We start from the raw sequence: 13,173 nt of genomic DNA, 5'->3' as shown, positions 1-13,173 counted from the left end.
TGGCTACGGTTTGTGCCCCATAGCTTGCCGGGCCGCCTGCCGGGCCTATGCCGAGTTGCGGGGAAAGAAGTCACCCGATGAGCCCCTGCCGTGCGAGCTCGTCGCGCATGGCCCGGTACTCGTCCAGCGAGGCGGGCCGGGAGTGTCGAGGCCCGCTGCCGGGTTCGGCGCGCGCCGGCCAAGTGCCCACGCTGGGCATCAGATCAGCGACGGCGTGCGAGCGGGACTTGAGCCGCGGTCCGCGCACGAACAGGGTGACGGTGCCCGGCAGCATGACCGCTTGGTGCACCATCGGGTGCCCGAGCGTGTAGCTGGAGCCGGGCCGCTCGATGGCAACGATGCCGGGTAGAAGGTCCGTGCTGGTGAACTCGCCCTCTCCGGTGTCCGTGCGGCGCCGCACTATGTGCCCGTAGCCACCAGTCAGGATCCGTGTGGCGAAGTTGTACGAATGGTCGTGCGGCACACCCTGGTTGACTCGGCGGGGATTCATGTTCAGGCGGACCTCGAAGCCGCGCTCGGGTGCCTGGTAGAGAGCCCAGACGGTCGAGCAGCAACGTGACTCGGCTACCTTCCAGCCGGGCAGGGTCGTGCTCGATCTCGTGGACCAAGCGGGTGAGCAACCCTCGGTCAGCAGCCAGCCGCTCCAGCAGGGCGCTGCCGTCCCGGTGCGACGTGCGCACATCGGCGGTGTCCATCGACGGCCATGAGTCCAGCCAGTTGAGGCTCAGGTCGCGGCTGCGTACACGCGTCTCGCACCACAACGCACTGCCGAGCCGGACGTGAACGTCTCGCGCCGCGGACCGGTACTCCTCAGCGGTCAAAGGCGCGCCCACTTCCGTCAGACGGCCGTCAAACACGATCAGCTGGATGCCGTCCGCGCTGCTCTGCATCCTGCACAGCGTCCCGGCGTGGCCGGCGAACGCGCACTCTGGTCCGAGACTGCGCACATACTGCGGGCTTCGGTCATCGACGTCCTGCTGTTGCCGATACATCTCCAGCTCAACCGTCCCAGCCAGGGTAAGGACCACCGCGGTATCCGGGAGCTGCCGAGGCACGCTGTGACCACGCCTGACCAGACGCACATATGCGCTGAGCCCATCGTCTGCGGGCCCTTCAACCAGGAGGTACGTGTGGCCGTCAACCGTGAAGGATGATGCAGAGCCATCAGTTGCAGGGCTTTCGCTTTCGAGCAGGCTGACGACCTGTTTGGTCAACGGGACCAACCAGCCGACAATGTCGGCCGCCGCGAGGTCCGGGGCGTCGCGCGGGTCAGTTCCCTGGCGCAGGAGCGCAGGGACGAACTTGGGAAGAACTAAGGCGTTCACGGGGTCCTTTCGTTTGGGCGTCATTCGTGTCGGAGGCTGAGGCGGATCCGCAGGCCGTCGCGCCGCCCAATGGCTGCCGACTCATGCCGCGCCCCCGAGCACAGAGTCGGTGGGCCGGTGCGGCGCGATGACGCTGCCGTCCGGCAGCAGCTCGCCGGTGTCCTCGAAGGCAACAACGCCGTTGCATCGGAGGCTCCAGCCCTGTTCCCACTGACCGGCGCGGACGACTGCCGCCTCGCGATCGGGAGCATCCGCTGTAGGGCACGGCGGCTGGTGCTGGCACATGCGCTCTTCCTCTCAACTATCCGCGGAGGGTGGGGTAATGGCTTTCTCCGGCCGGTCACAACCCCGCGGGGGTTCGGTGTGGGACTGGCCGGAGAGGGTGTCTGGACATGCCGTGGCAAGGGCAGGAGGGTGGGCCACGCCCGGGGCTGACGTACCCGTAGAAGCAGGCGCGTGCTGCGCGAGATGCCAGGCGCGAGAGGGCTCGCCTCATTCGACGATCCAGTGCGGAGGCACACGTGTGGTGGCGAGGCGAACGCGCAGGTCCTGGAAGCTGCCAGGGTGCCCCAGGCAAGCCGTCGCCGACTTGCTCACACTCATACCGATCTTCGCGGCTGCGGCGGTGGGGGAGCATGGGTTCTCCAAGGGAGGCGAGGGGGGAGCGGGCGGTGGGGGAACCTCACAGCTAGTGCGTCGAAGCCCCGGCCTCGTCGGTGGGCACCTCCAGCTCGCACCACGTTCGCTTTCCGTCCGGGCTCGTGCCCCACGCGTCGGCGATCTCGGTGACCAGCCACATGCCTCGGCCGCTCTCCGCCTCCAGGGCGGGCTTCTGGTAAATCGGGCGTTCGGGAGAGTCGTCTTCGACCTCGATGCGCACGGTTGCCCCATCGCAGGAGATCGAGAATCCGACGGATGTGCCGCGGCCGTGCTGAAGCGCATTGGTGACGAGCTCACTGATCAGGAGCTCCGCCGACTCGGCGACGGTGTCGAAACCCCAGTAGCGCAGTGACGCAGAACCGAGCCGACGCATCTGGGCGACGCGGCGAGCATCCTCCGGTCGCAGTGCCTCGCCGGCGGATCGCCGAACACACTCGAACGACACGACCCGTCGGCCGGCCGCTGCCCGTCGACGACACGCGTTGTCTGCGTCGGCGGCCGGCGGGGAGGCGACGATCTGGGGATTCACGGGGGCTCCCTGTTCCACGAAGGGTGTTCGGGTCAGCACTCTCGGCGAGCATCGCTTAGAGCCTGCCAACCACTCCCCGCCGGAACTACCCCCGCTCCTCCCTCGGAACGAGCACCGCGAGTTGGCGTGAACCTCGCCTTCTCCTCGGCATCACCTCGGAACCACTAAGTAGCGTCAGTTCAGGGAAGGTTGCGAACGCAGGAGCCTTACCGTCAATGCAAGTGACCTGCTCGACGTACGGAGAAGAGGACCAAATGCGCACGCTATTCCGCCATTTGCTCGATGAGCGTGAGTGGCGTGACCTTGATGCCTTTCTGCCGCACTTCAGAGAGGCTGCTCGGGAGCTGTCGGAGTTCGAAGAGAAACCCGGATTAGCGAGTCTCGCCCCGGCGCCGTCCACCTTCGAAGCCTGGTACTACGGGAGCCGGCAGCCGCAGCGCGATGCACGCAGAGTCCTGGTCCGCATGCTCGGCTACAGCATCGAACAGCTGTGGAGCGAGGTCGCCGAAGGAACGACACCGATCTTCGCCCCTCTGGTGAGCACGCCAGAAACCAATAGTCCTGCCGAGTCCGGCATGGCTCTGCACGAGATGAGAAGGACGTCCGTCATGGCTGCACGGCGCGCAATGGACTTTGCTCTGGGAGCGGAACGAGACCGGGTGGGGGAGGAAGCGCTCGGCTTCCTGAGCGATGAAGTGAAACGGATCGTCGAGGCGTACCCGCGCACACCGTTGTCGGAGATCATTGAGGACCTGGCGGCCGCCCAGGACGACGCGTTCAGGCTCCTCGAGGGCGGGCGCGCTCGACCGTCCCAGCTCCGCGACCTGAACTTCATGGCAACGGTGCTGTCCTTCCTCATGGCGAAGGGCTCCCACGACATGGGCGAGTCGAAGGTGGCGATGCAGCAAGCCCGCGTTGCTTTCTTCTGCGCCCAAGCAGCCGAGCACAGCGGCTTGATCGCCCTGGTCGACGGGCTCAAGTCCCTCATCTCGTACTGGGCGAGCAAGCCGGAGGACGCACTGCACTTCGCGCGCCAGGCTGCCGCCCAGGCACCCGATCTCCGCGGCACAGTGGGAGTTTGGCTCCCAGGCCTTGAAGCGAGGGCAGCGGCACTTCTCGGCGACGGGGCGACAGTCCGCGCGGCGAACCAGCAGGCCGATGCCCTCCGAGAGCGGGTGATCGAGGACGACGTCGACGCCCTGGGAGGACTGCTCACCTACCCCCAGCCGAAGCAGCTCTACTACGTGGTGGAGTCCGAGGTCCTGCTCGGTCACGGTGACGCGCAGCTCGCCGCCCAGGCAGAGGAGGCCGTACGGGGATTCAGCAATCGCAGCGACCCAAGCTGGGCCTTCGGAGACGAGGCCGGCTCCCACTGCAACCTCGCGCTCGTCCGGCTCCATTCGGGCGACGTCGACGGTGCCGCTGAAGCGATTCGCCCCGTCCTCGACCTCGGCCCCGGCCTGCGCAACAACGGCATCGTCCGCTCTGCCCAACGGGTTCAGGCCGCGCTCAGCCGCCCCCCGATCCGCGATGCCCGCGTTGCGGGCGACCTGCGCGCCGAGATCGCAATGTACGAGCCCGCCCGGCCGGCGCTCCCGCGCTGAGCCGCCGGTAGAGTCCCCCGGCATGCACCCGGTCAGCCGCTGCAGTCAGCGCCTCGAGCTCCGCGAGCTCGCCCTCGACGACGTGGACGCCGTCTTCGCCATCTACGGAAGCCCGGAGGCGACAGAGCACCTCTCATTCGAGCCGCGCACACGGACCGACGTGGAGCAGATCGTCGCCCGCTCCAGGGCGTCGGCCGCCACCACGCCGCGCACTGAATACGCCCTCGCGGTCGCCAGGCGGGACAGCAACGACCTGATCGGGTTCGGCCGTATCGCCATGGACCCCCATCAGCAACGGGCGGCCACCTTCGGCTTTGCCATACGTCCGGACGCCTGGGGCGTCGGATACGGCATCGAGACCGTACGCCTCCTGCTCGGCCTCGGGTTCGAGGACCTGAACCTGCACCGCATCTGGGGTGCCCGCTCGCCGCTCAACGCAGCGTCGGCAAGGACCATGACCGCCGCGGGCATGACCGAGGAGGGCGTCATTCGGGAGCACATCCAGAAGGCCGGGAAGTGGCGGGACTCCGTAGTGCACTCGGTACTCGATCACGAATGGTTGCGGGTACCGGAGTCCAGCTAGGCCAACGCGCCCTGCCGCGGCGTGGTGAACACGGGCGGCTGGCCGGTCCTGACCGGCTGCCGCTCCTGCTCGACGTGGCCCTGCCACAGCAGTACCCCGTGGTGCCGCTCCCAGCGGGCCGCCCGCTCGGCCCGTACCAGCGGGTCCATCGCCCATGTGAAGTGGAAGACGGCTACGAGCGGTTCGAAAATGGCGAGCGCCGTCGTCACCACGAACATGCAGCCGAGCATCGTCCCGTAGAACTGCCCGAGCCACCGCCGGGGGTCCGACGGGGTCCTCAGGGCGGCAGCGGGGTCTGCGATCGGGACGGCCGCCTCGAACAGCGGGAGGTCACCGCGGTTCATCAGCCTGGTCGTGGAGGCGAAACCCCACAGGACTCCCCATCCGAGCACGCCGGCCACCCACCAGCCCACCAGGTCCGCGCCGTCGTTCACGGCGACGCCCACTCCCCCGGCGATCACCCCCGTGAGCGTTACCACCGCGGCGTACACCAACTGCTTGTGGACGAACCTGACCATGATCGCGTCCCCCGCGCTCGACACCGTGGCCCGCCCCGGACGGGCCCCGAATCGACTATGCCCACGCAGGATGCGGAATCGACCGGCGGCCGGACGCGTTCGTCAGATGTTCAGCGCCGCGGCACCTTGCGGAGCAGCCACCGCACCACCGGCACCAGCCCCGCGACCACCGCGACCGCCACCAGCAGGAGCAGCCAGTTGCGCAGGTAGTCCAGCGGCAGCGCCGACGGATTGGTCGGCGCCCCCGGCCGCAGCAGCGGCGGCAGCGCGATCACCGTCAGACAGCCGGCCACCACCAGCGCCCCGCGAGCCGTGCCGCGGGCCGGGACTGCCGCCAGCAGCAGGCCGACGCCGAGCACCAGCGGGGCGATGATCCCGTCGTGCAGGACGATCGCGCCCGCCAGCCACAGCGCCACGTCCTTCAGCTGTCCGCCGGTCAGCAGCAGCGTCGCGCCGACGGCCATCAGGGCGAGGCCCAGTGCGCCCGTCACGATCCGCATCACATGACCTCCATCCTGGTGACCCACTTGGTCTGCAGCACACCGGGGCGGTTCGGGGCGATGACTCGCGCCGGGAAGCCGTGGTCCAGCGAGAGCACATGGCCGTTGAGGCGCAGGGCGAGCAGCGTGAGCGGATCGCGGGTGTAGCCGCTGCCCATCTCCATGACGCGGTATGTGCCGCGCCGCTCCAGCGACACCACCCGTACCGCCGCGTCGGGGCGCGCTCCGGCCCGTTCCAGCAGGTCCTGTACGCGTACTCCGGTCCACTGGGCCGACTTGCTCCAGCCCTCGACGCAGGAGATGGGCAGGGGCACGGTGTGCTGGGGCATGGCCGCCAGCTCGTCGAGGGTGAGTTGGTAGGAGTACGTGCCAAGGACGGTCAGCCGCCAGTGGGCCGTGCTCACTCCCGCCAGTCCGGCCGCGGCGGCCGTGCGGTTGACCGGCAGGCCCTGGGGGCCGTGGTCCGGGTGGCGCGGCGCGAGCAGGTCGAAGGTTTTGAGCGGGGTCAGGGACTGGCCCACGGTGGTCAGCGTGACCGCTCCGACCGCGGCTGCGACTCCGGTGAGCAGGGAGCGCCGGTCGGGTCCGTCCGCCGCCGGGAGTTCCAGTGTGCCGGGCGAGCGTCTGCTCCAATGCGCCCTGATCTCCGGGTACTTGACCGCCACATGCAGGACCACGGCGCCGAGCAGCAGCCAGGCGACGGCGAAGTGCGTCGGTACGAAGGAGAACGGCCACGGGTACCACTGGACGATGTTGAGCAGCCCGGTGAAGAGCTGGAAGACGGCCGCCGCGACGAGCACCGCCACGGAGAGCCGCTCCAGCGCGTGCCGCACCGACCGCAGCGCGGGCCACACGAACAGCCGCGGGTAGACCGCCCACAGCTTGGCGAGCAGCAGCGGGACGGCGGCGATGCCGCTCGCCACATGCAGGCCCTGGGTCAGCCGGTAGCCCCAGGTCGGCCGGCTCGGCAGTACGTTCGCGAGCCAGTCCGGCGGGTGCTGAAGATAGTGGCTGGTCACCCCTGTCACGAAGCAGACGGCGATCGCCGCGCCCAGCCAGCGGCCGACAGCGGTGGCCGTGCGGGCGTCGTGCAGCTTCCCCGAGAACGTCGGCAGTGCCGGTGTCGGCAGCCGGGGCGGTCGCGGCAGGGTCATCCTGGGCATCCGGTGCTTTCGCGGCAGCCGGGGCGGTCGGAGCTTCATGTCTTCCATGAGACCTCCCGGGCGGCCCGCGCGGAGGGATGCGACACCTTACGGAATGCGGACGTCAGGGGGCGGCGCACGGCCCGCGCCGACTCCGGCTGCGACGCTGAGCCTGTGATCAACCCGCGTACTCTCACCGCCGGCGTCCTCCTGGCGGCCCTGACGGCCGTGCTCGCCGTGACGATCCGCAAGGACGGCTACTTCACGGATCCTCTCGGGCTCTCCTGGTGGTATGCCGCCTGCTGGGCGCTGTTCGCCGCCGCGGTCGTCGCCGTCCGCAAGGCCCCGGTGCGCCACGCCGTGGCCCTCGTCGTCGCGGGCGGTGTCGCGGTGGCGGCGACCGGGCTCCTCGCTCCGCCGCGCACCAGCACCGACTCCTACCGTTACGCCTGGGACGGCAGGGTGCAGGCGGCCGGGATCTCGCCGTACGACCACGCCCCCGCCGATCGGGCGCTCGCCGGGCTGCGCGACGGCTGGCTGTTCCCCACCGGGGCGCAGTGCGTGGGCCCCGGCCGGGCACGGATCCTCGCCCCCGGGGGCGAGGTGCACTGCACCCGGATCAACCGGCCGCAGGTGCACACCATCTACCCGCCGGTGGCGGAGGGGTACTTCCTGGTCGTCCACGCCCTCTCACCCGACGGGGCGCGGCACAAGGCCCTTCAGGCGGGCGGCGCGCTGCTGGCGCTGGGCACCACCGCCGCGCTGCTGCTGGTGCTGCGGCGGCGCGGAGATCCACGCCGTGCGGCGTACTGGGCCTGGTGTCCGATCGTGCCGGTCGAGGCGGTGAACAACGCGCATGCCGATGTGCTCGGGGCGCTCCTCGCGGTCGTTGGCCTCGGCATGCTGGCGCGGCGGCGCATCGTGGGCGGGGCGCTGCTGGGCGCGGCGATCGCGACCAAGCTGCTACCGGCCGTGATGCTGCCCGGCGCGCTCTCGGGTGTGCGGCGGGTGCGGGACGCGGCGGCCGTACTGCTGCCGGCCGCCGCGGTCGTCGCGCTGAGCTATCTCCCCTATGTCCTCGTCTCCGACAGCTCGGTCTTCGGCTTTCTCGGCGGCTATACGGCGGAGGAGGGGTACGACGACCCCTCAGCCAGTAATCGCTACGCGCTGGTCCGCCTGGTGCTGCCGGACGACTGGGCGCTGCCCGCCGTGATCGCCGGGATGCTGGCGGTCACCGCGCACGTCCTGTGGCGCGGCGATCCCGAACGCCCATGGAGCGGCGCCCTGCTGGTCACCGGCACGGCGTTTTTGCTGCTGACTCCGGGCTACTCCTGGTACGCCCTGCTGCTGGTCGCGCTGGTGGCCCTGGACGGGCGGTGGGAGTGGCTCGCGGTCGCAGTCGCGGGCGCGGCCAAGTACGTCACCGTCATGATGGACGCCGATCCGCGGACCGTGGGGACCGTCGTGTACGCGGTCGCGGCCGGCGCGGTGCTCGCCGGGTGCGTACTGCGTCGTCGTGCTCGGCGTCGGGGTTACGAACGAAAAGCCCTCCCTACCTGCTCCGCCGGTACTGGGCCATGACCTCGCCGGGGGTCAGCGCCCGGTCGAGGAACATCAGGCGCGACGACCTTCAACTCGCCGAGGCGCTGCGCGTCGCGGTGCGCCACGGCCGACAGTTGCGGCCACAGCGGCCAACTCTGCTGTCTTTACGCCACGTTGGGCCGGGTCGTACGCTCCCGCCTCATGACCTCACCCGGCATACGACCCCGAACAATGTCGCTGCTCGCCACCGCGGGCGCGCTGCTGGCCGGCTGCCTGCTGGGCGCCGCCCCCTCCGCCACCGCCGAGGAGGGGACGGCGCCGGTGACCGAAGCGGCAACCGTCGTGCCCGTGCAGACCACGGGCCCGGCCGACAAGCGCTTCAACATCATCGTCCTGGGCGACGGCTACACCGCCGAGGAGATGCCGGCCTTCCGCGCCGATGTCGACAAGCACCTCAACGTGCTCTGGTCCACCGAGCCGTTCGCCTCGTACCGCAGTTACGTCAATGTGTGGGCGGTGGAGGTCCCCTCCGCCGAGTCCGGTGTGGACTGCGACCCGGGACTTCAGTCGCCGCGCCGCGACACCGCGCTGGGCATGGGCTTCTGGGGCGGCTGCAACGCGAACAGCGTGCAGCGCCTCCTCAGCGTCGACACCGAGTCGGCGACCGCGCTCGCCGACCTCGTGCCCGGATCCGCGAGCGCCAACCGGCAGATCGTGGCGCTCGCCAACAGCGACACATACGGCGGCGCGGGCGGGACCTTCGCCACGGCGTCCGGCGGCAATGCGCTGTCCTCGCTGATCACCCCGCACGAGATAGGGCACTCGCTGGGCAACCTGCAGGACGAGTACGACTACTACGGTCGGGGCGTCCCGGGCGGAGTGTACGAGGGCGGCGAGCCCGGCTCCGCCCACCACACGCTGCTGACCGAGGAGCAGATGACGCGGCAGCGCGCCAAGTGGTGGCGCTGGCTGGGTGAGAAGAGCGAGTCGGGCGGGGTCATCGGCCGGTTCGAGGGCGGGATGTACAGCACCAAGGGCGTCTGGCGGCCCAGCAAGCACTCGATCATGAAGACCCTCGGCTACGCCTTCGACCAGGTCGGGCGCGAGGTGATGGTGCAGAAGATCTCGGCCAAGGTGAGTCTCGTTCAGGGACACACCCCGAACGCCGCCCCGATCGGCGACGACCGGACGGTGTGTGTGGACACCCTGCATCCGGTGGGCGGCGAGCTCGATGTCGTATGGCGGATCGACGGGCGTCCGCTGCGGCTCGCCGGTGATGACCGCGCACTGGATCTGCGCCGGCTCCAACTCGCCCGCGGCACACATGAGCTGACGGCGACGGTCACCGATCCGACGCCTTTCGTACGCGACCCCGCGATCCGCTCGTCCGCGGCGCTGACCCGTACCGTCGCCTGGACCGTGGACACGGCCGTCAGCACCGGGCCGGAGCCGGTCGTGCCCGGCTTCACCAGCCACACCGGCACCGAGTCCCCCGTGGGCTCCGCGGCGGTCGTGCACGCCGACACCACGCACCCCGCCGACCGGACCCTCGCCGTCCGCTGGACGCTGGACGGCCGCCCGGTGGCCAACCCGGGCAACGACCGCGATCTCGATCTGGGCGCCCTGCGACTGCGCCCGGGCGCCCACACTTTGAGCGCCCGGATCGCCGGCACGCGGACCACGCTGACCTGGACGGTGGACGCCGCTGCGGCGACGGCGGCGTACGCGCTGTCCAAGCCGCTGCGCACGGTGCACCGGCCGGGGAGGCCGGTGGAGTACGTCTACAACGGGCCGTTCACGATGAAGCTGACTGCCCGCGACGACCGGGCCGGCCATGTGGTGTCGCAGTTCCGGGTGGACGGCGACGGCTGGCAGACGTACTACGGCTGGCCGACCGACGCGGACGCGCCGTACCGCTTCACCCCGGGCGGCACGGTCATCGACGATCTCGTCTACGGCAAGCTCGGCAAGACCCGCGCGGTGCCGTGGGACGACGCCACCCCCGACTACGGCACCCACACGATCGAGTACCGCACGATCGACACGGCGGGGAATGTCTCGGCCCCGGAGAAGTTCCTGGCGACGCTGCTTCCGCCTGGGGCCGCGACGGGCTGACAGGTGCGGACCAGGTTCCCGGTCAGGTGAGCAGGAAGTCCGCCTGGCCGGACTTGGCTCCTTCGATGAACGCGGCGATCTCGCCGGAGGTGTAGATCAGCGCCGGGCCGTCGGGGTCCGCGGACTGGCGCACCGCGACCCGGCCGTCGGCCAGCTTCATGGTCTCCAGGCAGTTGCCCCCGTTGCCGCCGCTCCACGGCTTGCGCCAGCCCTCGCTGCCCAGGGCGGCGGCCGGCATGCCGTTGTATATGTAAACCATTCACAGCTCCTTGCGGAGATCCTTGAGGATCTCCTTCGTGCGTTGTGCAGTCGCGGCCTGAGCCGCCATGCGGTCCAGAACCTCCAGATGCGAAGCGACCTCGGGGCGCGCGTCGAGGTAGACGGCGCCGGTGAGGTACTCGCTGTAGACCATGTCCGGGAGCTCGGGGACGGCGAACCGGAAGAGGACGAACGGCCCGTAGGTGCCGGGGTGGTGTCCGGTCGCGAACTCCGCGATCTGCAGGGTGACATGGGGCAACTGGGCGCCTTCGAGCAGCCGGTCGATCTGCGCTCTCATGACGCCGGGGCCGCCGACGGGCCGGCGGAACACCGTCTCGTCCATGATCACCCACAGCTTGGGTGCGTCGGGGCGGGTGAGCAGCGCCTGGCGTTCCATCCGCAGCGCCACATGGCGCTCGATGTCGGCCGGATCGGTCTGGCCGACGGCTCCGCCGCGCATGATCGCGCGGGCGTAGTCCTCCGTCTGCAGCAGACCGGGCACGAAATGCGGCTCATAGGCGCGGATCAGACCGGCCGCGCCCTCCAGGCTGACGTACATGCTGAACCAGCCCGGCAGAACGTCGTGAAAGCGCTGCCACCAGCCGGGCTTATTAGCCTCCTCGGCCAGCTCGATGAAACCGCGCGCCTCGTCGTTCGTGATCCCGTACGCCTCCAGCAACAGCTGGACATACGGGATCTTCAGCGCGACCTCGGCGTTTTCCATCCGGCGGATGGTGCCCGCGGCAACGCGAAGGACCTTTGCGGCTTCCTCGCGCCTGTACCCGGCCCGCTCACGCAGATCCTGCAAGCGCTTGCCGAGAACGACCTGCCCCACGGTGGGGGCGGACCGCGGTTCACTCACTTCGAGACCTCCCCACGTGCTGTTGCGAGCAGTGTGCCACGGCCCCGCAGCGATGAATATGCCCACTCTGCATATTTCAGAGTGGGCCTTGCCAAGGTGTCCATTGCGGCGGGAGAGTGGTCCGGTGAACCGTGACGCGCTCACTGCCCAGCGACTGGACCCGTGCTCGGGGGCCGACCACCACCGATACGGATTCGAGCTGCCCGCGCGTGCAGAATTCGTGGGCAGGGCGAGAAGGCTCGCCCGCGAGCGGCTCCACTGCTGGGGCATAGGCGGGGATGTTCACGACACGGCGATGCTCGTCGTCTCCGAGCTGGTCACCAACGCGGTGGTGCACACCGACGGCCACCTGGTCGCCTGCGAACTCCTCAACGGCGCGGAGCGCCTGCGCATCACCGTGCAGGACCAGGGGTCCGCGCCCGTCGGCCCGCGCGTCTGCCACGCCGTCGAGGAGGAACGCGGACGCGGACTGCTGCTGGTCGAGGCCGTGAGCAGCGCCTGGGGCGCGTACGAGTCGAAGCACTGCACCGGCCGCATCGTCTGGGCGGAGCTGCCACAGGCTGAGCGGCCGCACGCGGAGCTTCCGTTCGGGGCGGCGCTTCCGTCCGGCGGGGACCTTCCCTTCCGAGATGACCTGTTCGGAGGGGACCTTGCGCGCGGGGCGGGCTTTCCCCGCGGGGCGGGCCATGAGCCGGGACCGGAGAGGCTGTGCTGAGGGGCCTGACGACGCTCCTCCGGCGGAGCGGCCGCCACCACAGCGAGACCGGCGAGGCCCGGATGACCCGGCTCGCAGTGCCACCCGCGCTTTCGGCCGATCTGGGCTGCGACGCCGTGGGCGTTCCCGCGCGGTACGGCTTCCGCATGCTCGGGCGGCTGCCGCGGAACGGCTGTGTCTTCGCCGACAACGACTGGTGGTGGTGGATCGTGCCGGCCGGCTCGGACCTGGAGCTGACCTGGCCGCTGCCGTCGCACTACGCCCGCGGGGCATACGTACCGGCGACCAATCCCCGCCTCATCCGCCGGCCCGACAACACCAGCCCCTACACCCCGCCCATACCGCTCTATCTGATGGCCTGCCAGCTCACCGGAACCGCTCCGCTGTGGACGGTCGGCGTCGGCAGCGCGCGCGGCGCGTGAGCACGAGTGGGTAACAGGTCGGCCCCGGCACTCCGCGCCCGGACGGGACGGCTAATCTTCCGACCATGTCAGAAGCCAATTCGAGCCCGGAGCAGCAGGGGCTCACACCACGTCAGGCACGCGGCGTACGGATAGCTCTCTCCGCGGTCATCATGATCGCCGTGGGCGTCACCCTCGTGCTGCGGCTCGGCAGCACGCACTCGGTGCTGACCATGGGCTTCTACGGCATTGCGCTGATCCTCAGCGGCAGCGCGCTGGTCCTGAGCCGGCAAGGACGTACGCGGGTGGCCACCGCGGTTCTGGGGGTTGGTGTCGCGGTGGCCGTCGCCGCCGAGTGGGCCGTCGCATCCATGCGCTGAACGCCTCGGGCCCCCGCCGGAGGGAAGCGGGGGCATCAG

The 13,173-nt window shown here is 70.1% G+C and carries 15 protein-coding genes; 7 read left to right on the top strand and 8 right to left on the bottom strand.

Annotated features, from left to right (window positions below):
• Positions 1–70: 70 nt before the first annotated feature.
• The 3 genes from J7E87_RS23785 to J7E87_RS35960 all read right to left on the bottom strand — a co-directional run bounded on the left by J7E87_RS23785 (position 71) and on the right by J7E87_RS35960 (position 2,430).
• Positions 71–490, bottom strand: coding sequence for a hypothetical protein (locus J7E87_RS23785; RefSeq protein WP_215096517.1), 420 nt, complete (start codon positions 488–490; stop codon positions 71–73).
• A 916-nt stretch (positions 491–1,406) separates the two neighbouring features.
• Positions 1,407–1,610 (bottom strand): DUF5999 family protein, encoded by a 204-nt coding sequence (locus J7E87_RS23780; RefSeq protein WP_215096516.1) that lies wholly within the window; start codon positions 1,608–1,610, stop codon positions 1,407–1,409.
• A gap of 403 nt (positions 1,611–2,013) precedes the next feature.
• A complete protein-coding gene (locus J7E87_RS35960) occupies positions 2,014–2,430 on the bottom strand; it encodes an ATP-binding protein (RefSeq protein WP_308313056.1) in 417 nt (138 codons plus the stop codon).
• 338 nt (positions 2,431–2,768) lie between these two features.
• Here J7E87_RS35960 and J7E87_RS23770 point away from each other — a divergent pair, with 338 nt between their 5' ends.
• Positions 2,769–4,118 carry a hypothetical protein gene (locus J7E87_RS23770; protein WP_251017889.1) on the top strand — a complete coding sequence of 450 codons (1,350 nt, stop codon included), beginning with the start codon at positions 2,769–2,771 and terminating at the stop codon, positions 4,116–4,118.
• A gap of 22 nt (positions 4,119–4,140) precedes the next feature.
• Positions 4,141–4,701 carry a GNAT family N-acetyltransferase gene (locus J7E87_RS23765; RefSeq protein WP_215096514.1) on the top strand — a complete coding sequence of 187 codons (561 nt, stop codon included), beginning with the start codon at positions 4,141–4,143 and terminating at the stop codon, positions 4,699–4,701.
• Here the strand turns inward: J7E87_RS23765 and J7E87_RS23760 are convergent.
• The 3 genes from J7E87_RS23760 to J7E87_RS23750 all read right to left on the bottom strand — a co-directional run bounded on the left by J7E87_RS23760 (position 4,698) and on the right by J7E87_RS23750 (position 6,873).
• Positions 4,698–5,219 (bottom strand): hypothetical protein, encoded by a 522-nt coding sequence (locus tag J7E87_RS23760; protein ID WP_215096513.1) that lies wholly within the window; start codon positions 5,217–5,219, stop codon positions 4,698–4,700. The genes J7E87_RS23765 and J7E87_RS23760 overlap by 4 nt on opposite strands.
• A gap of 110 nt (positions 5,220–5,329) precedes the next feature.
• Positions 5,330–5,719, bottom strand: coding sequence for a hypothetical protein (locus tag J7E87_RS23755; protein ID WP_215096512.1), 390 nt, complete (start codon positions 5,717–5,719; stop codon positions 5,330–5,332).
• Positions 5,719–6,873, bottom strand: coding sequence for a molybdopterin-dependent oxidoreductase (locus tag J7E87_RS23750; protein WP_215096623.1), 1,155 nt, complete (start codon positions 6,871–6,873; stop codon positions 5,719–5,721). The genes J7E87_RS23755 and J7E87_RS23750 overlap by 1 nt, the downstream gene beginning before the upstream one ends.
• A gap of 162 nt (positions 6,874–7,035) precedes the next feature.
• On the opposite strand from J7E87_RS23750, the gene J7E87_RS23745 reads away from it, so the two are divergent.
• Positions 7,036–8,442 carry a glycosyltransferase family 87 protein gene (locus tag J7E87_RS23745; protein WP_215096511.1) on the top strand — a complete coding sequence of 469 codons (1,407 nt, stop codon included), beginning with the start codon at positions 7,036–7,038 and terminating at the stop codon, positions 8,440–8,442.
• A gap of 162 nt (positions 8,443–8,604) precedes the next feature.
• Positions 8,605–10,518, top strand: coding sequence for a M64 family metallopeptidase (locus J7E87_RS23740; protein ID WP_215096510.1), 1,914 nt, complete (start codon positions 8,605–8,607; stop codon positions 10,516–10,518).
• Positions 10,519–10,540: 22 nt separating this feature from the next.
• On the opposite strand, the gene J7E87_RS23735 is transcribed toward J7E87_RS23740, so the two are convergent.
• Both J7E87_RS23735 and J7E87_RS23730 read right to left on the bottom strand, forming a co-directional pair.
• Positions 10,541–10,777 (bottom strand): DUF397 domain-containing protein, encoded by a 237-nt coding sequence (locus tag J7E87_RS23735; protein ID WP_175296981.1) that lies wholly within the window; start codon positions 10,775–10,777, stop codon positions 10,541–10,543.
• Complete coding sequence (locus tag J7E87_RS23730) at positions 10,778–11,638, bottom strand: helix-turn-helix transcriptional regulator (RefSeq protein WP_215096509.1); 861 nt, start codon at positions 11,636–11,638, stop codon at positions 10,778–10,780.
• Positions 11,639–11,762: 124 nt separating this feature from the next.
• Here J7E87_RS23730 and J7E87_RS23725 point away from each other — a divergent pair, with 124 nt between their 5' ends.
• The 3 genes from J7E87_RS23725 (at position 11,763) to J7E87_RS23715 (ending at position 13,134) form a co-directional block, all read left to right on the top strand.
• On the top strand, positions 11,763–12,353 hold the full coding sequence (locus J7E87_RS23725) for an ATP-binding protein (RefSeq protein ID WP_308313049.1): 591 nt from the start codon (positions 11,763–11,765) through the stop codon (positions 12,351–12,353).
• Positions 12,347–12,775: a hypothetical protein gene (locus tag J7E87_RS23720; RefSeq protein WP_215096507.1), complete on the top strand. Its 429-nt coding sequence runs from the start codon at positions 12,347–12,349 to the stop codon at positions 12,773–12,775. The genes J7E87_RS23725 and J7E87_RS23720 overlap by 7 nt, the downstream gene beginning before the upstream one ends.
• A gap of 65 nt (positions 12,776–12,840) precedes the next feature.
• Complete coding sequence (locus J7E87_RS23715) at positions 12,841–13,134, top strand: hypothetical protein (RefSeq protein ID WP_215096506.1); 294 nt, start codon at positions 12,841–12,843, stop codon at positions 13,132–13,134.
• Positions 13,135–13,173 lie beyond the last annotated feature (39 nt).

It is taken from the genome of Streptomyces sp. ISL-1 (assembly GCF_018614585.1).
Classification (GTDB): Bacteria; Actinomycetota; Actinomycetes; order Streptomycetales; family Streptomycetaceae; genus Streptomyces; species Streptomyces maoxianensis.
Note: the sequence above shows the minus strand (reverse complement) of the source record. Positions and strands in the feature narration are given on the sequence as shown.